19 protein-coding genes and 1 pseudogene are annotated in these 23,097 nt (G+C 57.4%); 8 read left to right on the top strand and 12 right to left on the bottom strand.

Annotation, left to right across the window (positions count from 1 at the left end; all coding sequences use genetic code 11):
• Positions 1-38 precede the first annotated feature (38 nt).
• Positions 39-3,935 (bottom strand): phosphoribosylformylglycinamidine synthase, encoded by a 3,897-nt coding sequence (gene purL, locus BM186_RS20560; RefSeq protein ID WP_074917997.1) that lies wholly within the window; start codon positions 3,933-3,935, stop codon positions 39-41.
• Positions 3,936-4,102: 167 nt separating this feature from the next.
• On the opposite strand from purL, the gene mltF reads away from it, so the two are divergent.
• Positions 4,103-5,569 (top strand): membrane-bound lytic murein transglycosylase MltF, encoded by a 1,467-nt coding sequence (gene mltF / locus BM186_RS20555; RefSeq protein WP_074917995.1) that lies wholly within the window; start codon positions 4,103-4,105, stop codon positions 5,567-5,569.
• A 4-nt stretch (positions 5,570-5,573) separates the two neighbouring features.
• On the opposite strand, the gene BM186_RS20550 is transcribed toward mltF, so the two are convergent.
• The 5 genes from BM186_RS20550 to BM186_RS20530 all read right to left on the bottom strand — a co-directional run bounded on the left by BM186_RS20550 (position 5,574) and on the right by BM186_RS20530 (position 11,734).
• On the bottom strand, positions 5,574-6,029 hold the full coding sequence (locus BM186_RS20550) for a hypothetical protein (protein ID WP_074917992.1): 456 nt from the start codon (positions 6,027-6,029) through the stop codon (positions 5,574-5,576).
• A 33-nt stretch (positions 6,030-6,062) separates the two neighbouring features.
• Entirely contained in the window at positions 6,063-6,539 is a 477-nt protein-coding gene (tadA, locus tag BM186_RS20545; RefSeq protein ID WP_074917990.1) for a tRNA adenosine(34) deaminase TadA, read from the bottom strand.
• A gap of 56 nt (positions 6,540-6,595) precedes the next feature.
• Positions 6,596-7,969, bottom strand: a complete 1,374-nt coding sequence (locus tag BM186_RS20540; protein ID WP_074918030.1) for a multicopper oxidase family protein — start codon at positions 7,967-7,969, stop codon at positions 6,596-6,598.
• Between the two features lie 431 nt (positions 7,970-8,400).
• Positions 8,401-10,563 carry a TonB-dependent siderophore receptor gene (locus tag BM186_RS20535; protein ID WP_074917987.1) on the bottom strand — a complete coding sequence of 721 codons (2,163 nt, stop codon included), beginning with the start codon at positions 10,561-10,563 and terminating at the stop codon, positions 8,401-8,403.
• A gap of 544 nt (positions 10,564-11,107) precedes the next feature.
• Complete coding sequence (locus tag BM186_RS20530) at positions 11,108-11,734, bottom strand: hypothetical protein (RefSeq protein WP_074917985.1); 627 nt, start codon at positions 11,732-11,734, stop codon at positions 11,108-11,110.
• 777 nt (positions 11,735-12,511) lie between these two features.
• Between BM186_RS20530 and BM186_RS20525 the strand changes: the two genes are divergently transcribed.
• The 6 genes from BM186_RS20525 (at position 12,512) to BM186_RS20500 (ending at position 16,553) form a co-directional block, all read left to right on the top strand.
• Entirely contained in the window at positions 12,512-12,781 is a 270-nt protein-coding gene (locus tag BM186_RS20525; RefSeq protein WP_074917983.1) for a hypothetical protein, read from the top strand.
• The gene (locus BM186_RS20520; RefSeq protein WP_074917981.1) at positions 12,778-13,038 is read left to right on the top strand and encodes a LasR-specific antiactivator QslA; all 261 of its coding nucleotides are present in this window, start codon (positions 12,778-12,780) and stop codon (positions 13,036-13,038) included. The genes BM186_RS20525 and BM186_RS20520 overlap by 4 nt, the downstream gene beginning before the upstream one ends.
• 332 nt (positions 13,039-13,370) lie before the next feature.
• Positions 13,371-13,643 (top strand): ribbon-helix-helix domain-containing protein, encoded by a 273-nt coding sequence (locus BM186_RS27110; protein WP_074917979.1) that lies wholly within the window; start codon positions 13,371-13,373, stop codon positions 13,641-13,643.
• 1 nt (position 13,644) lies between these two features.
• A complete protein-coding gene (locus BM186_RS20510; RefSeq protein WP_074917977.1) occupies positions 13,645-14,796 on the top strand; it encodes an ImmA/IrrE family metallo-endopeptidase in 1,152 nt (383 codons plus the stop codon).
• Positions 14,796-15,260, top strand: coding sequence for a PIN domain-containing protein (locus tag BM186_RS20505; RefSeq protein WP_042920205.1), 465 nt, complete (start codon positions 14,796-14,798; stop codon positions 15,258-15,260). Before BM186_RS20510 ends, BM186_RS20505 begins: the two co-directional genes overlap by 1 nt.
• Positions 15,261-15,551: 291 nt before the next feature.
• Positions 15,552-16,553 carry a hypothetical protein gene (locus tag BM186_RS20500; protein ID WP_139228025.1) on the top strand — a complete coding sequence of 334 codons (1,002 nt, stop codon included), beginning with the start codon at positions 15,552-15,554 and terminating at the stop codon, positions 16,551-16,553.
• Positions 16,554-16,790: 237 nt separating this feature from the next.
• On the opposite strand, the gene BM186_RS26430 is transcribed toward BM186_RS20500, so the two are convergent.
• Both BM186_RS26430 and BM186_RS26425 read right to left on the bottom strand, forming a co-directional pair.
• Positions 16,791-17,141 (bottom strand): hypothetical protein, encoded by a 351-nt coding sequence (locus BM186_RS26430; RefSeq protein ID WP_139228024.1) that lies wholly within the window; start codon positions 17,139-17,141, stop codon positions 16,791-16,793.
• Positions 17,142-17,219: 78 nt separating this feature from the next.
• Positions 17,220-17,741, bottom strand: a complete 522-nt coding sequence (locus BM186_RS26425) for a hypothetical protein (protein WP_139228023.1) — start codon at positions 17,739-17,741, stop codon at positions 17,220-17,222.
• Between the two features lie 655 nt (positions 17,742-18,396).
• Here BM186_RS26425 and BM186_RS20495 point away from each other — a divergent pair.
• Positions 18,397-18,807 (top strand): hypothetical protein, encoded by a 411-nt coding sequence (locus BM186_RS20495; protein ID WP_241519898.1) that lies wholly within the window; start codon positions 18,397-18,399, stop codon positions 18,805-18,807.
• Positions 18,808-18,985: 178 nt separating this feature from the next.
• Here BM186_RS20495 and BM186_RS20490 read toward each other — a convergent pair whose 3' ends face one another.
• The 4 genes and pseudogenes from BM186_RS20490 to BM186_RS20480 all read right to left on the bottom strand — a co-directional run bounded on the left by BM186_RS20490 (position 18,986) and on the right by BM186_RS20480 (position 23,057).
• Positions 18,986-19,300 (bottom strand): hypothetical protein, encoded by a 315-nt coding sequence (locus BM186_RS20490; RefSeq protein WP_015275434.1) that lies wholly within the window; start codon positions 19,298-19,300, stop codon positions 18,986-18,988.
• 694 nt (positions 19,301-19,994) lie between these two features.
• Entirely contained in the window at positions 19,995-20,666 is a 672-nt protein-coding gene (locus BM186_RS20485) for a TraX family protein (RefSeq protein ID WP_074917973.1), read from the bottom strand.
• A pseudogene (locus tag BM186_RS26420) lies at positions 20,663-20,827 on the bottom strand (DedA family protein); the annotation flags it as partial. The pseudogene BM186_RS26420 and the gene BM186_RS20485, both read right to left, overlap by 4 nt.
• Positions 20,828-20,933: 106 nt before the next feature.
• Positions 20,934-23,057, bottom strand: coding sequence for an LTA synthase family protein (locus BM186_RS20480; protein WP_241519899.1), 2,124 nt, complete (start codon positions 23,055-23,057; stop codon positions 20,934-20,936).
• Positions 23,058-23,097 lie beyond the last annotated feature (40 nt).

Raw genomic sequence — 23,097 nt, 5'->3', positions numbered from 1 at the left:
CGGGAGAGGGTCAGCAGAAGACCGCTACGCGGCCGCTTTTAATCCACCCACACTCGGGCGTTGCGGAACATGCGCATCCAGCCGCCGTCTTCCTGCCACTCGTCCGGGCGCCAGGAGTTCTGCACAGCGCGGAACACGCGCTCCGGGTGCGGCATCATGATGGTCACACGGCCGTCGCGGCTGGTCAGGCCGGTGATACCACGCGGCGAACCGTTGGGGTTGGCCGGGTAAGCTTCGGTGACCTTGCCATGGTTATCGACGTAACGCAGCGCCACGGTGCCGGACAGATCCGCCTCCAGCAGAGCTTCCTCGCTTTCGAATTCGGCATGACCCTCGCCGTGAGCGATGGCGATCGGCATGCGCGAACCGGCCATACCCTGCAGGAAGATCGATGCCGACTCCTGGATCTGCACCATGGCCACGCGCGCTTCGAACTGCTCGGAACGGTTGCGCACGAAGTGCGGCCAGAACTCGGTGCCAGGGATCAGCTCGTGCAGGTTGCTCATCATCTGGCAGCCGTTGCACACGCCGAGGGCGAAGCTGTCGCGACGCTCGAAGAAACCCTGGAAGGCATCGCGGGCGCGAGCGTTGAACAGCACCGACTTGGCCCAGCCCTCACCGGCGCCGAGCACGTCGCCATAGGAGAAGCCGCCGCAGGCCACCAGGCCTTTGAACTCTTCCAGGCTGACGCGACCGGCGAGGATGTCACTCATATGCACGTCGATCGCGGAGAAACCGGCACGGTCGAACGCGGCAGCCATTTCCACCTGGCCGTTGACGCCCTGCTCGCGCAGAATCGCCACCTGCGGACGCACGCCCTTCTTGATGTAAGGCGCAGCGATGTCCTGGTTGACGTCGAAGCCGAGCTTGATCGACAGGCCGGGGTTGTCTTCTTCCAGCAGCAGGTCGAACTCCTGATCCGCACCCTGCGCGTTATCGCGCAGACGCTGGATGCGGTAGCTGGTCTCAGCCCACTGACGCTGCAGCAGACGACGCTCACCGGCGAACACCGGTTCGCCATTGAAGCTGATGCTGACCTCGCCGTTGTTCACGGCCTGGCCAATCACGGCCACGCAGTCATCCAGACCGGCGGCGCTGAATTGCGCCAGCACTTCCGGGGTGGCGTCCTGGCGCACCTGAATCACTGCACCCAGTTCTTCGTTGAACAGCACGGCCGGCAACTCGGAGCTGTCGTCAGCCAGCGCGTCGAGGTTCAGCGACAGACCGCAGTGACCGGCGAAGGCCATTTCCAGCACGGTGGTCAGCAGACCGCCGTCGGAACGGTCGTGGTAGGCCAGCAGATGACCGTCGGCATTGAGGCCCTGGATCACGGCGAAGAAGGCCTTGAGGTCTTCGGCGTCGTCGAGGTCCGGTACTTGCTGACCAATCTGCGCATAGACCTGCGCCAGGATCGAGGCGCCCATACGGTTCTGACCACGGCCGAGGTCGATCAGAATCAGGTCGGTCTCGCCCTTGTCCATGCGCAGTTGCGGGGTCAGGGTCTGACGGATGTCCTGCACCGGAGCGAAGCCGGTGATCACCAGCGACAACGGCGCGGTCACGCTCTTGTCGACGCCCTCTTCCTGCCAGCGGGTTTTCATGGACATGGAGTCCTTGCCCACCGGAATGGTAATGCCCAGCGCCGGGCACAGCTCCATGCCGACAGCCTTGACGGTGTCGTACAGGCGGGCGTCTTCGCCCGGGTGGCCGGCAGCCGCCATCCAGTTGGCCGACAGTTTGATGTCGGAGATTTTCTCGATGCGTGCCGCGGCCAGGTTGGTAACGGTCTCACCCACCGCCATACGGCCGGAAGCCGGCGCGTCGAGCAGCGCCAGCGGTGTGCGTTCGCCCATGGCCATGGCTTCACCGGTGTAGACGTCGAAGCTGGTGGCGGTAACGGCGCAGTCGGCCACCGGCACCTGCCACGGGCCGACCATCTGGTCGCGAGCAACCAGACCGGTGATGGTGCGGTCGCCGATGGTGATCAGGAAGCTCTTGCTGGCCACGGCCGGGTGACGCAGCACGCGACCCAGCGCCTCTTCGATATCGACGCTGGCGGCGCTGAAATCATCGCCCTGCTCGGCTTCGCGGCTGACACTGCGGTGCATGCGCGGCGGTTTGCCCAGCAGCACTTCCAGCGGCATGTCCACCGGGGTGTTGCTGAAGTGGCTGTCGGTCACGGTCAGGTGCGGCTCGGCAGTGGCCTCGCCGACTACAGCGAACGGGCAGCGCTCACGCTCGCAGATGGCCTTGAAACGCTCGAAGTCGGCCGCATCGACCGACAGGACGTAACGTTCCTGCGACTCGTTGCACCAGATTTCGTGCGGGGCCATGCCCGGCTCGTCGTTGGGCACGTTACGCAGCTCGAAACGGCCACCGCGACCGCCGTCGTTGATCAGCTCCGGCAAGGCGTTGGAGATACCGCCAGCACCGACGTCGTGGATGAACTTGATCGGGTTGGCCTCGCCCAGCTGCCAGCAGCGGTCGATGACCTCCTGGCAGCGGCGTTCCATTTCCGGGTTTTCGCGCTGTACCGAGGCGAAGTCCAGGTCGGCCGAGCTGGCACCGGTGGCCATAGAGGAAGCGGCGCCGCCACCCAGACCGATGAGCATGGCCGGGCCGCCGAGCACGATCAGCTTGGCGCCGACCGAGATCTCGCCCTTCTGTACGTGGTTTTCGCGGATATTGCCGAGGCCGCCGGCGAGCATGATTGGCTTGTGGTAGCCGCGCACTTCTTCGCCACGCGGGCTGCTGACAGCCTGCTCGAAGGTACGGAAGTAGCCGTTGAGCGCGGGGCGACCGAATTCGTTGTTGAACGCGGCGCCGCCCAGCGGGCCTTCGATCATGATGTCCAGCGCGCTGACGATGCGCTCGGGCTTGCCGTAGGGCTTTTCCCAGGGCTGGAGGAAATCGGGGATGTTCAGGTTGGAGACCGAGAAACCAGTCAGACCAGCCTTGGGCTTGGCGCCACGGCCGGTAGCGCCTTCGTCGCGAATCTCACCACCGGAGCCGGTGGAGGCGCCAGGGAACGGGGCGATGGCGGTCGGGTGGTTGTGCGTCTCCACCTTCATCAGGATATGCACCGGTTCCTGCACTGCGCCGTACTGGCGGCTCTCAGGATTGGGGAAGAAACGCCCGGCGGTGTGGCCGACGATGACCGAGGCGTTGTCCTTGTAGGCGGACAGCACGCCTTCGTTGTGCATCTGGTAGGTGTTCTTGATCATGCCGAACAGCGACTTGTCCTGGCTCTCGCCATCGATGTCCCAGCTGGCATTGAAGATCTTGTGGCGGCAATGCTCGGAGTTGGCCTGGGCGAACATCATCAGCTCGATGTCGTGGGGATTGCGCCCCAGATCATTGAAGCTCTTCACCAGGTAGTCGATTTCGTCCTCGGCCAGGGCCAGGCCCAGGTCCTGGTTGGCCTGCTCCAGCGCGGCGCGGCCACCACCGAGTACGTCCACGGCGGTCAGCGGCTTGGGCTCGGCGTGACTGAACAGCGCGGCGGCGTCTTCCAGCGCACCCAGCACCAGCTGGGTCATGCGGTCATGCAACAGGGCGGCGACGGCAGCGCTGTCGGCCTCGCTCAGTTCGCCGCTGACGTAATAGGCGATACCGCGCTCCAGACGCTGGACCTTGGCCAGGCCGCAATTACGGGCGATGTCGCTGGCTTTGCTCGACCAGGGCGAGATGGTGCCAAAACGCGGAATGGTCAGGAACAGTTTGCCGCTGGGCTCCTGAACCGGCACGCTCGGGCCGTACTTGAGCAGCCGCGCCAGCACTTGTTCTTCATCGGCGTTGAGCACGCCCGTCACGTCGGCGAAATGCGCGAACTCGGCGTACAGCCCGGTCACGGCCGGCACCTTGCTGGTCAGTTGCTCGAGCAATTTGCCATGGCGGAAAGCGGAAAGGGCGGGAGCGCCGCGCAGAATCAACATCGTCGGAACAGCCTCTGGGAAGGGGTGTGCTGGAGGCCGGGCATTCTACCCTAAAGTGGCGGCCTGCGGCAGCTGTAGCCAGCCGCTTAAAGGACGAACGCGCACTAGCAGAGAAGCGAAGCGCTGTCGAGATATGGCACCGCCTGCGCTTTGCGTATACTGCGCCGATGTTTGCACGACCTGCGATACGCATGCGTTGCGCCACAGGGCTGTTGGCGATTGGAACCCTCCTGATGCTTGCTGGCTGTGGCGAAGACCCCAAGCCCAGCGTACTCGAGCAGGCAAAGGCGGAGGGTGAGCTGCGCGTGGTCACTCGTAACAGCCCCGCCACCTACTTCCAGGACCGCAACGGCGCCACCGGTTTCGAATATGAACTGGCCAAGCGCTTCGCCACCGATCTCGGCCTGGAACTGAAGATCGAAACCGCGGACAACCTCGACAACCTGTTTTCCAGCCTCGACCTCGCCAACGGCCCGGTCATGGCTGCCGCCGGCCTCGTGGACACGCCACAGCGCCAGCGCCAGGCACGCTTCTCGATTCCCTATCTGGAAGTCACGCCACAGGTCATCTATCGCCAGGGCGAGAGCCGTCCAACCAAACCTGAAGACCTGGTCGGCAAACGCATTCTGGTGCTGGCTGGCAGCAGCCATGCCGAACAGCTGGCCGCCCTCAAGCTGGAACAGCCGGAGCTGGAGTTCGAGGTATCCGACGCCGTAGAGGTGGTCGACCTGCTGCGCATGGTCGATGAAGGACAGATCGACCTGACCCTGGTCGACTCCAACGAGCTGGCGATGAACCAGGTGTACTTTCCCAATGTGCGGGTGGCCTTCGACCTGGGCGACACCAACACCATGCGCTGGGCGGTAGCCGCTGGCGATGATGACAGCCTGCTGGTGGAGATCGACGCCTTCCTCGAACGCTCCGAGGCCAACGGCACCCTGCAGCGCCTGAAAGAACGCTACTACGGCCATGTCGACGTGCTCGGCTATGTCGGTGCTTACACCTTCGCCCAGCACCTGCAGCAGCGCCTGCCGCGCTACGAGAAGATGTTCCGCCAGGCCGGTCACGCCAATCAGGTCGACTGGCGCCTGCTCGCCGCCATGGGCTATCAGGAGTCGCTGTGGCAACCCAACGCCACGTCCAAGACTGGCGTACGCGGCCTGATGATGCTGACCCAGCGCACCGCCCAGTCGGTCGGTGTCTCCAACCGTCTCGACCCCAAACAGAGCATCGACGGCGGTGCCCGCTACTTCATCCAGGTTCACCAGCAACTGCCGGAAGGCATCGTCGAGCCGGATCGCACCTGGTTCGCCCTGGCTGCCTACAACGTCGGTGGCGGCCACCTGGAAGACGCGCGCAAGCTGACCGAAGCCGAAGGGCTGGACCCGAACAAGTGGGCCGATGTGCAGAAGATCCTGCCGCGCCTGGCGCAAAAGCAGTGGTACAGCAAGACCCGCTATGGCTATGCCCGCGGCGGCGAGCCGGTGCACTTCGTGCGCAACATCCGTCGTTACTACGACATTCTTACCTGGGTAACCCAGCCGCAGCTGGAAGGCACGCAAGTGGCCGAGAGCGGTATCCACCTGCCCGGCATCGACAAGCGCAAGCCCGAAGAAGAAACCCCGCCGCTCTGAGCTGTCAGAGCAAACTCTGATTCCCCACCGCACAGCGGCTGATCGCCTGCCGCGCCTGTGGCATGCCTTTGAGGCGCGTGGCGCACTGCGCCTGACTCGATATCCGCTCGACCTGCAGATTGGCCTGCTCGTCGATGCTGATCAGATAGGGATGGTTGTAACGCGCGCGGTCGTTCCAGGCGCTGAAGCGCTGAGTAGTTAACACGCAGCGATAGTCCAGATGCCCGGTAAAGCCCTGAAAACGATCACGCATGAAGATGTGGTGATAACGCTGCCAGTCACGATCACGCTGACCGATACGCACGGCCTCCTGACACTCCTCAAGCGTGGTGATCTGCGGCTCGTGCAGAAAAATGCTCTGCGCCAGGTTGGAGCCGCCCAACTGCACGCTGGCGACCAGATACACCTCGGGTTGCTCAGCAAACGCAGGCGCAGCCAGGAGCGCCAGCAGACTCAACATCCGTTTGTTCATGCTCATTCCCTGTAATAACGCTCAGCCTCGCCGAGCCTTGAAGAAATCTTTCAGCAGCGCCCCGCTCTCCTCGGCCAGCAAACCACCTTCCACCCGCACGCGGTGGTTGAGAAAGCCCTGGTCGAAGAATTGCCCCTGGCTGATCGCCACTCCCGCGCGCGGCTCGCTGGCGGCGAACACCACCCGGGCGATGCGCGCATGCACGATCAAGCCGGCGCACATGCTGCAGGGCTCCAGCGTGACATACAGGGTGCTACCGGGCAGTCGGTAGTTCTGCACGCTTTGCGCCGCCGCGCGAATCGCCACCATCTCAGCATGGGCGCTGGGGTCCTGACGCAGAATCGGGCAGTTGAAGCCCTGCCCGACCACTTCGCCATCCTGCACCAGCACGGCGCCGACCGGCACCTCGCCCTGCTCCGCGCCCAGGCACGCCTGCGCCAGCGCCAAGCGCATGAAATGCTCGTCACGCGAGCGATCGATGATCTGCGGTCGTTTCATTGCATCAATCCGAAGGGTGGCCGCTCTGCTACGCGGACCTGAAAACGGCGCCTACCCTACACCACTTCGATGGCCGCCATCAGCCCCGTTTCCATATGGTCGATCACGTGGCAATGGAACATCCACACACCAGGATTATCGGCAACGAAGGCGATGCGCGCGGTCTCGTTCTTGCCCAGCAGATAGGTGTCGGTGAAATACGGAATGATCTTGCGCCGGTCCGAACTCAGCACCTTGAAGGTCATGCCGTGCAGGTGGACCGGATGCTGATACTGCGCCATATTGCGCAGCACGAAAACGTAGTGGCCGTCTTTCTTCAACGTGGCGATCGGACGATCGGCGCAGGTCTTGTCATTGATGTCCCAGGCCTGGCCGTTGATCTGCCAGTATTTGTAGCGACCGGCGGCCTCGTCGGCCGGCGAGGCCAGCGCGGCGGCCCACTCGAAGTTGAAGCGCAACGTCTCGGCGCGGGCCAGGTCCGGTTCGGCGACGGGGTTGGCCGGCAGAGGCGGTGGCCAGTCGCCTGCGACTTCGCTACTGGCGACACCTTTCAAGGTGGCCAGGCGCAGCGGACCATTGCGTAGCGACAATTCCTCGCCGGCTGCCGGCACCTTCAGCGCCAGGTCGATGCGCATGCCAGGCCCCAGCCAGTATTCCTTACCCAGCGGCCGCGGCTGCACCGGATTGCCGTCCAGGGCATAGATGCGCGCCTCCCCGCCCGGCAGGTTGAGGCGATAGGTGATGGTGCTGTCGACATTGATCAGACGCAGGCGCACCACCTGCCCTTCCGGCAGTTCGAGCGTTGGATTCGGCTCGCCATTGATGGTCGTCAGCCGCCCGCGAGTTCCCTCGCGCGCTGCCTGACGCGGCACCAGAAAGTCGGTGAAGGCGCCCTGCTCGTCGATATGCCAGGTCTTCAGGCTCAGCGTGCGCTCATGGCGGAAGCCCGTCGGCTCACGCTCCTCGATGATCAGCGGCCCGACCAGGCCGCGCCCCAGTTGCTCGGCGCTGGTGGTGTGCGGGTGATACCAGAAGCTGCCGGCGTCATGGCAGATGAAGTCGTAGTCGAAGTATTCACCCGGCAGCACCGGCGCCTGGGAGACGTAGGGCACGCCGTCCATCTCCAGCGGCAGACGAATGCCATGCCAGTGGATGGTGCTCTGCTGCTCCAGCTTGTTGATGAAGCGCACCCGCAGACGCTCGCCCTGCCGACAGCGCAACTCCAATCCCGGCGCGTGGCCGCCATAGCCCCAGGCCGGCGTCTTGTGCCCCGGCACCAGTTCCAGGTCCAGCGGCGCGGCGATCAGCTCGTAGTCATGGGTCGCCACGTTCTCCGGGCGCCCGAGCCAGTAACGCACACCACCTACGCCCAGGCCGGCAACACCCAGACCAGCCAGGCCGGCGAGCACTTGTCTGCGGGTAAACGACATCTTCATCCTCGGCAATCTGCGAGCATACTCAATTGCGGTATCTTCTCATTTTCACGAAGGAAGAGACGAGCTCGGACGAAGGACTTATTGCCGCAGATGAACGCGACAAACATCACGGGAGCGTCTGACCATGTCGCCTGCCAAGCCACCTGTCCGACAAGGGTATCGATACGCCATGGACCTGTTCGGCATGGCGATGACCAGCGCACTGGCACTGTACGTCGCATGATTGACCCTGGAAGCATCGAAGTGATGCTGACCAACCAGGTACGCGCCAAGCGCGAGATGCTGCGCTGCTCGCGCTTGCCAAAAGCGTTGTACTGACACTGCTGCAGAAATGAAAAAACCGGCCGAAGCCGGTTTTTTCATTTGGGCCTGAATAGACACCAACCCGCAGAAACTGGCATCTATCTCCGGCATCAGGTGCATGCTTACCAGTTGTAACTCAGCTTGGCAGTGACTTCGCGTCCCGAGTTGTAGTAGTTCGCAGTGCCGCGCCCAACCACATGCTGCTCGTCGAATATATTGGAGACGATGAGGGCCAGCTCTGTGCCCTTGACGATCTGGTAGTTGAACGCAGCATCGAACAGCGTGGTGCCATCACTCTCGCCGTTGTCGTTGAGGTCGTTGAAGTAGTAGGCACCGACATAACGAGCGCCTAGACCGACACTAACATCCGTTCCCGGCACGCTGTAGTAAGTCCAGAGCGAGGCCGAATGCTTGGGAGCAGTGACAAGCTCGTTACCCTTGATCGATACGGCACCATAGCCCGTCCCGTTCCACACCTGCAGCGCACCACGAAGCACCTCGGTATCCATATAGGTGTAGCCGCCAACTAGGCTCAGGTTCTCGGTCAGCTCGGCCTTGGCTTCGAGCTCGAGGCCACGCACACGCTGCTCGCCCACGCTCTGCAAGTCGATGACGCCATTCTGCTGCACGACCGCTGTGGCGACGTCCTCCTGAGTCAGCTCATAGATGGCAGCAGAGAACAATGCATTCATCGCCATTGGCGAATACTTCACACCTACTTCGTACTGTCTGCCTCGCTCCGGGGTGGTGCCGACCTCTGGTACGGCGACGGACTCCACCATGCTGATGTAGGTGGAAATTTCGTCAGTGGCGACATAGGTCAGTGCCGCGCGATAAGAGGTTTCTGAGAAGCTATCGCTGTCACTGAACGCTGGGACAGCATTGAACGTGTTGAATCCCTTGCTGGACAGATCCATGGAGTCGTTACGAACACCGGCCGTGACGATAAAACGCTCATAGAACGACAGGTTCTGCTGCAGGAATACAGACTTGGTGGTGTACTCCTGTTTTCTGGAGAGATATGGCGAAAGTCCTGAAGCAACGCCGGTGTACACGGGGTTGGTAACGCTGATGGGATCGATCCCCTGATATACAGCGCTTTCGTCAGTCGACGAGTCGCCGTACTCCACACCGACCGTGGTGCTGCTGTCGATATTCTTGAAGCGGGCGTCGTACTGCAGCATCAGGTTGCCGTTGAGCTGCTCGGCCTCATTGTCTGCCCCCAGAATAGCGCGATCCAGCATGTCTCCTGTGCGGACGCCAGTCAGATAGGCATAACCATAATCATCGTGCAGTTCGCTGTACCGCAGGTTGCTACGCAGCACGAAGCCGTTGTCGAAGTCGTGACTGAGGCTGCCACTGATATTGGTGCGTTCAACATCGTGGAAGTTGTAGCCAGGCTCGCCGAAGAAATCATCACGGTCATACTCCTTGTCCATCGGATAACCGCCGCTATTGGGCGTGCTCTTTCTCTTGAGGTGATCCACGACCAGCGTCGCCGAGGTAAAGGCAGTCGGTACCCAAGTCAGGCCGCCCATGACGAGTTGGTTGTCGTCACGAGAATGATCGTATTCACGGTCACTGTCCTGAAACTTGCCGGTGAAGCGATAAGCCAGGGTCTGATTCGCATCCAGCGAATCGCCAACGTCGATACCGGTTTCCTTGTGATTGAAGGAGCCGTAGCTTGCGTAGACCTGACCGAACTTGTCGAAGCGCGGCTTCTTGGTTACGAAGTTCACCGAGCCACCCGGGTCGGCCGGACCGAACAGTGTGGAGTTGGCGCCGCGCAGCACCTCTACACGCTCATAGGCGAACGAATCTTCACGTACGCCACGCATCGAGCCGAGGGTCAGGCCATCGCGATAGGTAGTGGCATTGAAGCCACGGATCTGGAAGTAATCGTTGCGGTCATCGGTGCTGTAGTAGTCGGTAATAACACCCGGCGTGTATTTCAGCACTTCTTCAGTGGTGCTGGCATTGCGCTGTTCGATTTCTTTCTGCGTGATAACGGAAACCGAAGCAGGGGTATTGAGGATGCTGGTGGCGACCTTGCCGCCGACCCAGAGCTCCTGGGCAACCACCGAACTGGCGTCATCACCTGCCGAGGCCTTGGCGTTGACAATAATTGGCGCCAGGCGGAAGGGTTCATCCTCTTTGGCAGAGCTTGCCTCTTGCGCGTGAACGTATAGAGGCGCGGCAACCAGCGGCGTGCAAAACAGAGCAGCGCTGGTAACGCGCCGCCAGGGCGCTCGTGCATTGAGAACCCCGTTCTTACTATCGGTCATGCTCATGGTCCTTATCGGTTAAGAGGCGAGTCAGCGGCCTGCCTTGTCATCTTTCTATGTGGCGGTACCGCCTGGTTGGCGGCGGCAACATAGCAGAAAACACACATCAAAACGATAATGACTTACATATAGATTTACTGATCTCTCGTGATACCGAGCCCGTTATGCACCAGGCGCAATGCATCTCAATTACTTGTTCGGAGCACAGAGCGGTCCCGGACCACCTGCTAGATAGAGCGTGCAGCTACACAGAGCATTCGTAAGTGCACCTTGATCTGGATGGCGAGCGTCATGGGCAGGGTTACGGGATATCTCTAGAAGCATCGAGGTACGAAGAACCGAGCCGTTTCCCACGCACGATCTGCCTGCGCCCCCTGTCACCTGCCGATTGAGCGACGACGGCTACTCCCAATTGCTGCGTTGTCTGAGCCCGAGCCTGTTCGTGCTTCTGGCGACTCTGTCTTTGCTTCAGGGCTGACTGCCCCTGGCAGCGCTCAGGCGTTTACGGGCGGATCACCCATCTGAGCCGGAAAAATTTCCCTGCTCAGTCGCATTCAGGTACCTGAGCCATGGTCATGCCCCCACCGAAATTGGCAATGGGTCGCATGACCAGACGGCAGCCGTCCTCTACATCCTGGCCGGCCTGTGCCTCGAGCGATTCGCGTTTGACCCGGTAATCAAACGTCAGGGTGGTTCCGGCAGGCGCACCACCTTCTTCACGAGCCATCGTGACACGCACCTCCAGGCGCACCTCAGCCGGGCTGAAAGTGCCCGAAAAGAGAAAGGTACGCCCGTCGCTGATACCGCCACCGCTGACACGCCCGTCGGCTGCGATGCTCATCTGCACGTCATCCGGCTCGCTGCGCCAGCCTGCGTCGTCATAAATGCCGGGAATCGTCAGCTCGGTCTGCGTGGTGCTGTCCGGAACCTTGCCGCGTAACTGCAGGACCGCCTTGCCCGGTGCGCTGCGCTGCAGCAACACACTTCCCCTTCCGTAGTGCGTGACCGGTTTGCCGGAGGGAGGTGCCACCTTGAAGTCGACTCGACCAGTGTAAGGGCGCTCACCGAAGCGCTCGATCATGTCCTGAGCGAATCCGCAGGGCGCCAGGGGCAGCAGCAGCACCGTCAGCAACAGGCGCGAATACAAGGCAGGTAGCGAGTTACCGGGCATGGACGCTTCCTTTTCAACGAAATGAAAGCCTAACCCTAGCCAAAGCTTTCAGCCGGCGACAGAAAACACGTCATATAAGGCCTAAAAACAAAACCCCGGCACTAGCGCCGGGGTTTCTTCACACGGGCTAAGCCCGAATGGACTTCACTCCCACTCGATCATCAACAAGCCGCCCGAGCCCGCTTGGCTAAAGGGATTCGTTGTGATTGCAATGGAGCCCTACCGTCACTTCTACCGTCAATCGCGCAGAGCTTTTGCTGACGCGGGAGATAGATCGATTTGCGGGGTGACGGCTCTGGCGGCACCTTCATCAATCAGCCCTCATATTATCCGTACCCTGCCCCCGAGACGAGCCCGAACATGCGGCCGCCGAATCAGCGGCCGAGGCGTTACCTGTCTTCAATCTCAGCTACGCCACAGTAGGTTGCCATCCTGCAACCCTCGGGCTAGAGTGCGCCCGTCGTGGTAAGTCCCACGACCGAGCGTGACAACTCGTGGAGCAAGGGCGCGGCAACGCCAAAAGGTGATTAGCAGGCACGCAAGTGCTGGGCTATCGCTTTTCTATGGTGGGCCGTGCGGGGCAGGCTTTTGCCTGGCCGGTTCCCTTGGTTCCCGGTTGTCACCCCCGTGCGGTCCACCACCAATCCGCGTGACAACGGTTGGTAGTGGCTCCTTAATCGAACCAAGGAGCATAAGGAATGCGCTACCCCCTTTTTACCCGAGAGCTCCGCCTTGGGCTGCTGGTCCTGCTGTCCACCTCTGATCTGGAGGTGTGCCATGGCTGAGTTCGAATCCTGCGTTGTACCTTTTCCGCTGCAGCGAAGCCCGCTGCATGAGTCCGAACGCTCTCCCCTACCCTCTGAAGCGGCAGCTGAACTACGCGGCGTAATGCTCGGCAATCTGCTGGATCAACTGGCTGAACCTGATGGGTTGCAGCCGGCAGATCTGCGCGTACGGATCGCTGCATATTCAGCCTTGGATCTGCTGGACGAGATGGTGGTGCTCTATCGCCGCGCGCTCTCCGAAGTACGAGGAGGTGCCAGATGAGCAAGGGTGTCATGACATGCCTGCCTCCTCATGATGGCCACCCAGGTGTCGAGATCATCTGGGCTGCTGACTGCAGAGAGGCATTCAACCAAGGCGTGAAGCTGGCCCAGACCTGGCTCGACAACGCCCGCAGCGGATGGCTCTGGGCAGTGATGATTGCCGAGCGAGATCTGCTGCCATGCGCGCTAGAACGGAGAGCCTTCGAAGTGGGCTTCCTCAGCCGCGTCCACCAGCGCATATGTTCACCCAGGTGCTGAGGCGAGCCAGCTCCCCCTTTCCTTCCAGCTGTAAGCGGATGTTCGTGAGCCGGCCCCGCCGGCTCTCGCTAACCGTAACATTCCGGCAAATTTTGGGGACTCCTCCATAACGCGGGCACCCTAGAACAGGCCGAAAGCGGCCAGAAGCTGCCTTTCAAAAGAGGCGGCCCCCTACCCAAGATAGGTAGTCCAAATTGGTTGCCTCAGGCCGAGCTTGGGCCTTGTTTCAACCAGTGCCACAACTCCGAACCGTTCGGCAGTATGAAGCCCACCATCGCTGTAGGTGCGCTAGAGTCTCTCAATCTCTCAATCTTCCAAAATGATACTCACGCATGCCTAAGGCGCACTTGCAGCAATCAGCTAAATCAGACAATGTCGAGAAGGCTATCGAGCCCATGGACGTCCCTCGGGCTCGCCAGGTTCATAAGGAAGGTGAGGTCAACATTTCTGCGTACTTCCCTGCGGATGTGAAATCTAGCTTACGCCTGGTTCAATCCAGAAACGGCAAGAACGTAAAGGATTGCTTGGCCGAAGCGTTGCTTGACCTATTCATAAAACACGACGTACCCGTGCCCTTATCCATGAAGATGAGTGGAGACCGCTGAAATGGCAGACGTAAAGGAAGGCCTGCCGATTACCCCTGCCGTCGTCCAATGGGCGCGCGAGCGTGCCGGCTATTCGTTGGAAGATGCCAGCCTGATTTTCAAGAAAATTGCCGCCTGGGAAGCTGGAGAAGCATTGCCGTCCTATGCCCAGCTTGAGGATATGGCCGACAAATTCAAAACGCCCGTCGCCGTGTTCTTCTTCCCTGCCCCACCGGCACTGCCCTCAATCCAGCAATCTTTTCGTACGCTTCCTGCCGACGATTTCGCCGCGATCCCGCGCAACATTCGGCTGCTGTTGCGTCGTGGCCAAGCAATGCAGATCAACTTGGCGGAGCTTAATGAGGGCACCAATCCGTCGAAGAACTTGATAATCCGCGACTTGAAGTTTTCGCCCAACACGTCCATCGATGACATCGCAGCCGCAGTGAGGAACTATCTCGGAGTCTCCATTGAGGAGCAGGCTAGCTGGAAGAGCGTGGACGAGGCGCTCGATAGTTGGCGTGAGATACTTGCAGCGCGCGCTGGGGTGTATGTCTTCAAGGATGCCTTCCACGCCCCGAACTACTTCGGATTCTGCCTTTACGATGCTGAATTTCCCGTCATCTACATCAACAACAGCGCAACGAAGTCAAGGCAAATATTCACGCTCTTCCACGAGTTGGGGCATCTGCTCTTCCATACCAGTGGCATCGACATTCTCGATGACTCGTATCTGAAGCATCTGGATGATGAAGATCTAAAAATCGAGGTCATCTGCAACGCCTTGGCCGCTCGCGTCTTAGTCCCTGACGATGTGCTCGACAATATGCTTGTTGGAGTTCAGGTCAGTCGCGCGATCGCAGAGCAGATTGCCAAACGCTTCAACGTCAGCCGCGAGGTGATCTATCGCAAGTTTCTTGATCGAGAACTGGTAAGTGCTGGTGAATACTCTGCCGCGGCTGATGCGTGGGCTGCACAGGTAAAAACCAAGAGTTCATCTTCTGGCAATTACTACAACAGTCATCGCGCTTATCTGGGGCAGCGTTATATCGACCTAGCATTTACTAGGTACTACCAGAACCGCTTCGATCAAGGGCAATTGGCCGAGTACTTAAACCTCAAGCCGAAGAGTCTGCCAACCTTTGCAGAAAAATTCGCGTGGGGCGGCCTCTAATGTACGTACTCGATACCACTGTCATTTCTGCCCTACACAAAAATTACTATCGCTCGCGCTTCGTGTCGCTTTGGAAACAATTCGATATGTTGGTCGATAGTGGCATGATCACGTCAACGCGTGAGGCGTATCGTGAGCTGCACGACGGTGCGGGCGCCGATACCGACTGGGCAAAGGATAATGCCTCTCTCTTCACCACTCCTGATGCCACGGAAGCAGGATTCGTCGCAAGGATCTACGCTGTTCCTCACTTTCAAGCCAATATCGAAAGGCAAAAACTGATCAAGGGTGGACGCAACGCAGACGCCTTTCTCATTGCCCGAGCCTTCGCCGTTGGTGGGACAGTAGTGACATTAGAGCGACTCAAGCCAAACGCGGTGAAGATCCCGAATATCTGCTCGCACTTTCAAATCCCATTTTTGAGTCTCGAAGGCTTTATGGAGAAGGAGGGATGGGTATTCTAGATCGAAGCTTCTAGCTATTATTGTTGACCGAAAGCAGTCGGTTCATGCGGCAGCACTCGGTCAATAGTCGTCTTCGACTACCATTCTCATGGCGCGTATTGACGTGCAGCATTTTTGCCTTTTCTGCAGGCCATGTTAGGCATAGCGAATGCAAGTGCAGTGGGCTGCGTCACCCGATTTTTACTGATCCGGCGTCTCTGTGATGCTCTGTGCGGCCAATCGGCGCGGCAGTAGCCTTCAAATCGTACACAGTTTAATGTTTAATCCGCTTTTTTGTGGACGACGTCACTCGTGGCAAGAATAAATTCAAAAAGGGTAATAAATGCTTACGATCGGATGGCGAAGGGGAGTCTGATTCAGTCGCCAAGACAACTGCTTTTTACTCATAGCAATAGCACTATTGCAGATCGAGGCTTCTACTACGCTGACACGGTATGGGGCTGGGGAGGCACTGGCCTTTTAATAAAATTCGAAGAAAAATTCTTTATCCTCACGGCGCAGCATGTGCTGGACAGTCATGTTCAGGGTTTAGAGTTTCAAAACGAATCACCTTTCTTCTCGCATGTTTTTTGTAAGAGCTTTAACTCAGACATGGAGGAGTTCGCGTTTCCTATCCGTGGCTGGAAAATTGGTCAACTCATAACGGGTGATTCACCAACCATCGATAATGATGACCTGGTGTTGATCGAGCTGGGAGATTTATTTCGCTATCCAGACCGATTCATTGACCTAGACTCAGCCCACGCACCGCAAGGACTTTCGCTAAAATCAATGTTCGAGGGTATGTATCTCATTGTCTCTGGATTTCCGGCCCAGAAAAATAATATAAATTATCACTATGAAGATGACGCTCCATTTGCACATACGGTTGGTCTCTCGAAGGATATATATCCCGGGATATGCGTTTATGAAAGTGACTTCCCATCGGTAAAACTTAAGGGGAATCTAACCCACGATGAACTCAATGGAATGAGCGGCGGCATTGTCACAAATCTTCAGCCAAAACCGAACCAGACCGAATGGGTTGGATTGGTTCAAAAGGCTGGAAACGGATACGTGCACTTCTATCCAGCAGTCTGGATTATTCCTGCTATTAAACGATTCAGGGAATCCGAGTATTACATCATCGATCCAGCGGCCGAACTCTCAGACCCCTATCTGCAAGGCACTCCTGAAGTTATCGCTGAACGTAGGGAGTACTACAAAATGATCAAACGGCTGACAGAAATGAGCAAGCGCTCGATGTCCGAAGCAGAGCTTGAAAGACTTAAGCCCTACTTGCCCCAACGCTAGCTATCAATAGCTACCAGTTGCACACCGTATACCAGTCCACGACGATGGTGCCGCTGGCACAGGAGCGCCTTTTTGGCCGATGGATGCCCTTGGACAGAGGCAGCTACCGACCCAGAGCGGTCATTGCCTAATGTTTTTGTTATGGGGCGGCGAAACGTAGCGAGGAACGAGCGAAGTGTAACCGTCCCAGCCCAGAAGGGGCGATCACCAACTCATTGTTACACGAGATGATAACCATCACTTTACTGGTTTAGTTCCAATTGTTGGTGAATACATATCTTTAGCGTGTTTTATATGGCCATAAATTAAAAACGGAACTAGCCCCGCTAGAGCAATAATGTAGTGAGCCGGAGTTATCGGCTCAGAAAACTCTAGAAATATCCAGGCCAAGAAAAAGTACCCCATAAAAATAACGAAGAACACTTTGGATGAGTCACTAGAAAACACCCATTCTTCATTCATAGGTGTGTCTTGAATATTCTTTCCACACTTTGGACAGAGAAAACCAATTTTATAGCCTTCCTTGTACCCATCAATTGCCTCGATGGCAGGAAATTCTTCTTTACAGTAGCAGCATTGATAATTCATAAGACCGTATAACGATTAAGCTAAGGGGCCGGCTTTATCCGGTCCCGAAGTGAGCGATTTGAGCGCCCTGTTAGGTGATTAACCACGAGACACCCATTCTGAAACAATTGATCTTGCAAGAGTAAACTGCGGTAGCTTTGTTTGTGCATTGATGATTTTTGTAGCATCTGACAGAGTAGTGTTTTTAAATTCACACCTATTAAAATAGCTCTGCAGCTTTTGCTGATGTCGCTTAATTGGCCGCTCAACACCAGCCAAAACCCAATACACGATATGTGCCAATGCGTCTTCGTGTTTGCCTTCTAATTTTAAAATATTGGCCATTTCCTCATGAACACTGGCATCAAGGGCGAGGGCTTGCTTGGCCGTAAAATTTGAGCGATTGGCATGCTGCATGTAGAAGGACTTTTGTTCATGATACAATCCCCAAGCCTCATCATGTTGCTTGGACTTAACAGCAGCTTTGGCTTTATGAAGTGCTGCGGCGGCCTTTCCGAGGAAGTCATATTTCTCAAATTCTGATATGACTTTTTCTGTTTGACTCAGAGCTTCTGGATCAGCCTCCGGCTTTTTCTTTTTGAAGATACTGAATAAGTCCATTTAATTACCTAACTATAAATAGACACCAAATGGTGTGATAACGCTTTGACGGGTTTGGTGGATAACATTCCTTGTCCTCTTTTCTTTCCCTTTCTAACCCGGGTGTTGCAGCGGTCGGATGACCGTATGGGTAGAAGGCCACGGTAGCATCGTTCAGATGCGCGAACGAATTCGCTTCAGACACTACTCGATACGCGCTGAGCAAGTCCATTCCCAGTGACTCCTTTTGGCCGGGAGTCGCCAGTAGCAACGGGCTGGAGTCGGCCAAGAGCGGACGGAAAGTGACAGACAGTCTAGGGAAGGTCTGAAAAAGCCCCCGCTCGAAAAATGCGCCCCAGCAACCATGCGGGTTACAGAGCGGTGATTTCGCGAAACACGGGCTTTTCAGGGTTTCCCTAGCTGAAGCGGTAGTATCTCCACTAACTGGGTACACATAAACTCTGGCATTCTCACTGCATATACCGCCTCACCGGCGGAACAATGATCTTCCGATAACGTCGTAGTTCTGATGTCGGAGGAGACTATTGAAAACGACGGATGCCAGTTCTTTGAGCTGCCTTTGCCGGACGACTACCTGCGTTCCGCTCGTGGGACACGTGAGCTCTCGATAACATTGGCTTACTCGCCAGTAGTCCGAACTACCAGAATTGATTACTTGGCCACTCAGATCAACTATCGCTTGGCTGTAGGCACTTCGCTAGACGAAGTTCAGAAGCACTTTAGCAAGGAACTCAAGGCTGAGACGGAGGTGCTCAAGGAGGCCAAGTCCAGCAATCGCGACATCTCGGCCCAGCTGAGAAACCGCGGTACGGTCCAGTCTTCACGCTGGACGCTTCGGCAGTGTAAACCGGGTGAAAAGTGGTTTTTGGTCGTGGTCAGGCAAGACCGTGACTGGAACCCCTCTGCAGCAGAGAAGGAGCCCTATTCTCTGGTGGTCACTGTAGCTGATCGGGACAATGAGCATGCTCAGCTCTACACCCAGATTCAGGAGCGGATAGCGCAGCAGGCTGTGGCAAGGGAACAGCAAAGGGCTCAACAGGCTGCTCGGCTACAGAGTCGCGGGTAGTCAATATTCGCCTGCTATTGCAAGTACCCTACGGACTCAGCCATTTAAGCAGGCAATGCATCCTCGACGTGTTTGGTTTAGTGCTCTCCGCGCAGGGGATCACGTCGCCTCAGCTGACGTTGATCTCACAATTAAAGATGAGATGCAGGCTAGACTTGGGTGCTGCCACAGCCGGGAGTTAGGTGGCCGAGCTACCACCCTCATTAAAAAAATCATCGTGAGCAACGCGCCCAAAGTCGCTGAGATCTTGGTCTTCATCACTGAACATGAAGTTCACCATCCGCTCACGTCTGAGACCTAAAAGCGTTCTGAAAAAACAGGACTCGCACAGATGGACCTCATAGCGCTCGCCATCATGAGCCGAGCCATAGCCCCAACTGGCGCGAAGAGTGCCAAATTGCAATCCTTGCCCTTCAACGCGCGTGCTATCGCCGCAGATGTCGCACAGGACATCACTGACCGATTTGCTCTGTTCCATAGCTGTGATCTTCATCGAAGCCTCCAATCAGGGTACATGCACGCCTTCGTTCATCTGGTACACGATATGCCCTCAGGAGCTTTGCTCGATGGGATTACGTGCGCCTCAAATAGGGGGTCATGCCGAGATAAGGCAAAAATTAGGACATTCGTTCTGTAACTTGCTGTATCTAAAGGAGTAAATTTGAGAGGCGCTGCTCAAGTAAAGGCCGCTTCAGCCATCCAGAAAAAAGGATGATTCACCCGCTTGGTTGCACTCGCGGAAGAACGTTAAAAACGATGCGCAACTTGCCTGTGGCGGCTAGATATTGATCAATTATCTATGCCGAGATAATTGCAGATAATTCCCCCAGTCTGTGGCCAGCGCGAGTCCATAAAATTGGAGAAAATGCCGAGTTAGAGGGCCTGCGAACAGCTTTGGCCGAGGCTTTACGCTTCGACGCGTACACAAAGCTGCGGGCTACTTAGCACTGAGGCCTCTCCCAAAAGCGACAAAGGCGGCCTCAACGAGACCGCCTCAAACCAAGTTTCATCACCGGTATCTATACCCGGGAGAGGAAGCTCTTGGGCAGACGTCAAGGATAGCACCGGTAAAAGCGCCACGGCTAATGCAGCCTCGCCCTGCTGAGCCCCTTCAGCTAGGGTGCTATTTGGTTTGTCTCGAAGCAGCGGTGTGAATGGCTCAAGACCATCATGCGAACACTCGCGGCCTAGATGGCATTATCAAAAGGCCAATTATTCTGGAGGCGGGGCCAGACTGTGCAGGACATGGGTTGACGCAACAGGGCCACCCCCAGCAGTACGGCTGCTCCAGCCATGGCGAACATAGCCAGGGTCTCCGGCACTATTCCCCACTCCACAAACCAGCGGTTGCGGCTATTGGCCAACACCGCCAGGGCTGCAGGCAATAACCACCAGCGTACGCCCTTTAGCCCGAGAACACAGGCGGCAGGCAACGTCACGCCGATCACCCCATACATCAGCTGTCGATGCAGCAACAGGGCGACGACCAGCGCAGTGGCAGCCAGGAACAGACTGTTGCGATCGGCATGATGAATGCCCCAGGCCAGCAGCAGGCCGAGCGACAAGGTCGGCATCACGTTGAGCGTCGCGCTCTCCGGCGAGAGCAGACGGTAAGGCAACTCGGAGAGCAGGGAGAAGGCCAGCAGCCAGCCGAGATAGCGTGCATTACCCTCGCTGAACAACTCGCCAGATCGGGTTCTGGCCACGTTGGCGGCAATACCCAGGCAGAACAGCGGAAACGCCAGGCGCCCGATGACGAACAGGCCATAGGCGTCTGGCCACAGATACCGCAAGTGGTCGATTAGCATGCTGAGCATGGCCAGCCACTTGACCAAATCGAGCCCGGCGTCGCGCGTCATCCCAGCAGCCCAAGCGTTAACGCGGCCAGTGCCAGATAACGCCCTGCCTTGGCCACCAGAACGATCATCAGAAAGCTCCAGAATGGCTCGCGCAGCGTGCCGGCGATGACAGTCAAAGGATCGCCGATGATTGGCGCCCAGCTCAGCAGCAGCGACCAGCGTGTTGCGGTTCAGAAAGCGCTGGTAGTCTGCACTGGTGAATTCACTCCGCCATCCGAAAGTGTCCGCGTTAACGGGATAGAACCCGACTGCTTACAATTCAGAGATTCAATTTTCCTGCGCATTCTTTTTTACCACTGACAGAGTGCTTATAGGTGTCTCAGGTTTATTCGAAATACTATCCTCAACGCCTGTCGTATTACTGAGTAGGCTATTGGTTGCGGTCTGCAGGTAGGCCTGTAGTTGCTTACCCAAACGGTCATCCAGCTCTGTAGCAGGCGTCAGCGCACCTTGCGGATGCGGGCCCAAAGTGTATTGATAGCTGCGTGGAGGCATGTCCCTAGGCAATACCAGCATACGTTCGCCACTGATCATGGCTACTGTCTGGTCACTGCCCGAGGGTTTCACAATGGCAAAGCCACTGTCGCCATCTGGCAAGCTCAACAAGTCGCGCCCCCAGCACTGGTGGCGCACAGGCTCTCCAAGCCGGCCCATGATGGTTGGGACGATATCAACCTGACTGCCGACGACATCCTGGGTCTTACCAAAGGCGTCTTGGACGCCCGGCGCGATCAACAGCATGGGTACATGGAATCGGTACAAATCCATCTCGGTTAACTGCTCTTGCGCACCAAAGCCATGGTCACCCACGACCACGAATAGGGTGTCTTTGAAATAAGGCGCTTTACGAACCTTTTCAAAAAATCGTCCAAGAGCCCAGTCAGAATAACGCATAGCTGTCAGGTGCTGGTCAAGCGAACCTTGTCCTGTGACGGGCTCAATAGGCAACACACCTGGCAGCGCGTATGGCGTATGGTTTGAAAGCGTTTGAAGGAGTGCATAGAAGGGTTTCTTTGGGTCTTGCTTGAGCAGTTCTTCTGCAGCGCGATCAAACATATCCTGGTCAGCCACTCCCCATGTCGGGTCTGATACCACGGGGTCAACAAAATCATTACGACCGATAAACCTTGTCATGCCCTGGTTACTGAAAAAGCCACGTTGGTTATCCCAGGCAAAATCGCCGTTGTAGACATACAGATCGTCGAAGTCGCGAGTGCTAAGCAACTGAGCCAGACCGGAGAATTGGTGGCCTCCTTCCGGAGTCTGCATCAAGTACTCGAAACCGGGTAAGTTTGGGAAGCAGGCCATGCTGGCAAACATGCCTTGATGGGTATGGGTGCCATTAGCGAAGAAGCGGCGAAACAGCACACCTTCTTGAGCCAACTGATCGAAGTTCGGTGTGATGCCAGCTTCGCTGCCGAGCGCGCCAACAAAGTGCCCAGCAAAACTCTCCATCAGAATCACTACGACATTGCGGACCGGCAGGCGCGTATTTTGTGGGGGCTGAAAATCGCGGCGGATCGCCGCTGTGTTCTGGTCTGCTAGGCGGTCGTGTTCGGTGAATAAGAGATCGCGTGTCAGGGTCGTCGCTTGATCTGCGAGCATGCGGCTCTTCCAAATCTTGTCGGCGCGATCACCTGAGTAGTGGTTCTTGGCTGCGGCATAAAGGCTCAAGGTGCCATTGAGGCCTAAGTGGTTGGCAAACATTGAGTCTGTGGTGAATGCATCCCCCCAGCGTAGTGGCGGCCCTTGCCGCAAAGTACCGCGCGCCACAACAACCGATATAGCCAGGCAAAGCAGCAGCGTCATACCATGACCGAGGTTATTCATTGTTCGGCGCGACTCGACGGTTGAGCGGCCCTGGCCACGAGTACGTTTATCCAGCCAACCCAGCAGTACGAAAAATAGAGCACTCAACGCCAGCCAGGCACCCAGTAGGCGCAGCACTGGAAAGCCATACCAGAGCATGCTCAGCACAGTTGCCGGGTCTTCCTGCAAATATTGAAAGACCAATGCGTTGAGACGCTGATGAAACTCTCGATAGAAATTCAGTTCAATCATGCCGAGCAGGATAGCTACCGCTGCGCAAGTTCCTAGCCAAATGCGTTGCCATGTCCGGCGGACCATTGCCGGGCGATATGCAAATGCCAGGGTCAGTGGTGCACAGATATAGACCACTAAGCGCAAGTCAAAACGCAGGCCATTAAAAAACGCTTCCGCCAGGCTGGTCCAAGCGGTAGATCCAATCAGCTCTCGGTTGAAAAGTAATAGGGCCACGCGTAACAGGGTCAGCAAAGTTACTAATAGTGCTGCACTGCCAAAAAGGAAGGCCAGGTGTTCGCTTAGGCCAAGTTTTTCTTTCGCATTGGAGGCTTCAGCGGACGCTGGCATGCGGGGAGGCATAATGGGTAGCCTTCTATAATTTAAGAAT

It is taken from the genome of Ectopseudomonas toyotomiensis, from assembly GCF_900115695.1.
In the GTDB taxonomy this organism is placed as follows: Bacteria; Pseudomonadota; Gammaproteobacteria; order Pseudomonadales; family Pseudomonadaceae; genus Aquipseudomonas; species Aquipseudomonas toyotomiensis.
Note: the sequence above shows the minus strand (reverse complement) of the source record. Positions and strands in the feature narration are given on the sequence as shown.

What these genes read in the sequence shown, in the direction of transcription:
- purL (WP_074917997.1), bottom strand. Translation starts at nt 3,935, where the DNA reads ATGTTGATTCTGCGCGGCGCTCCCGCCCTTTCCGCTTTCCGCCATGGC.
- mltF (WP_074917995.1), top strand. Translation starts at nt 4,103, where the DNA reads ATGTTTGCACGACCTGCGATACGCATGCGTTGCGCCACAGGGCTGTTG.
- BM186_RS20550 (WP_074917992.1), bottom strand. Translation starts at nt 6,029, where the DNA reads ATGTTGAGTCTGCTGGCGCTCCTGGCTGCGCCTGCGTTTGCTGAGCAA.
- tadA (WP_074917990.1), bottom strand. Translation starts at nt 6,539, where the DNA reads ATGAAACGACCGCAGATCATCGATCGCTCGCGTGACGAGCATTTCATG.
- BM186_RS20540 (WP_074918030.1), bottom strand. Translation starts at nt 7,969, where the DNA reads ATGTCGTTTACCCGCAGACAAGTGCTCGCCGGCCTGGCTGGTCTGGGT.
- BM186_RS20535 (WP_074917987.1), bottom strand. Translation starts at nt 10,563, where the DNA reads ATGACCGATAGTAAGAACGGGGTTCTCAATGCACGAGCGCCCTGGCGG.
- BM186_RS20530 (WP_074917985.1), bottom strand. Translation starts at nt 11,734, where the DNA reads ATGCCCGGTAACTCGCTACCTGCCTTGTATTCGCGCCTGTTGCTGACG.
- BM186_RS20525 (WP_074917983.1), top strand. Translation starts at nt 12,512, where the DNA reads ATGGCTGAGTTCGAATCCTGCGTTGTACCTTTTCCGCTGCAGCGAAGC.
- BM186_RS20520 (WP_074917981.1), top strand. Translation starts at nt 12,778, where the DNA reads ATGAGCAAGGGTGTCATGACATGCCTGCCTCCTCATGATGGCCACCCA.
- BM186_RS27110 (WP_074917979.1), top strand. Translation starts at nt 13,371, where the DNA reads ATGCCTAAGGCGCACTTGCAGCAATCAGCTAAATCAGACAATGTCGAG.
- BM186_RS20510 (WP_074917977.1), top strand. Translation starts at nt 13,645, where the DNA reads ATGGCAGACGTAAAGGAAGGCCTGCCGATTACCCCTGCCGTCGTCCAA.
- BM186_RS20505 (WP_042920205.1), top strand. Translation starts at nt 14,796, where the DNA reads ATGTACGTACTCGATACCACTGTCATTTCTGCCCTACACAAAAATTAC.
- BM186_RS26430 (WP_139228024.1), bottom strand. Translation starts at nt 17,141, where the DNA reads ATGAATTATCAATGCTGCTACTGTAAAGAAGAATTTCCTGCCATCGAG.
- BM186_RS26425 (WP_139228023.1), bottom strand. Translation starts at nt 17,741, where the DNA reads ATGGACTTATTCAGTATCTTCAAAAAGAAAAAGCCGGAGGCTGATCCA.
- BM186_RS20490 (WP_015275434.1), bottom strand. Translation starts at nt 19,300, where the DNA reads ATGAAGATCACAGCTATGGAACAGAGCAAATCGGTCAGTGATGTCCTG.
- BM186_RS20485 (WP_074917973.1), bottom strand. Translation starts at nt 20,666, where the DNA reads ATGACGCGCGACGCCGGGCTCGATTTGGTCAAGTGGCTGGCCATGCTC.
- BM186_RS20480 (WP_241519899.1), bottom strand. Translation starts at nt 23,057, where the DNA reads ATGCCAGCGTCCGCTGAAGCCTCCAATGCGAAAGAAAAACTTGGCCTA.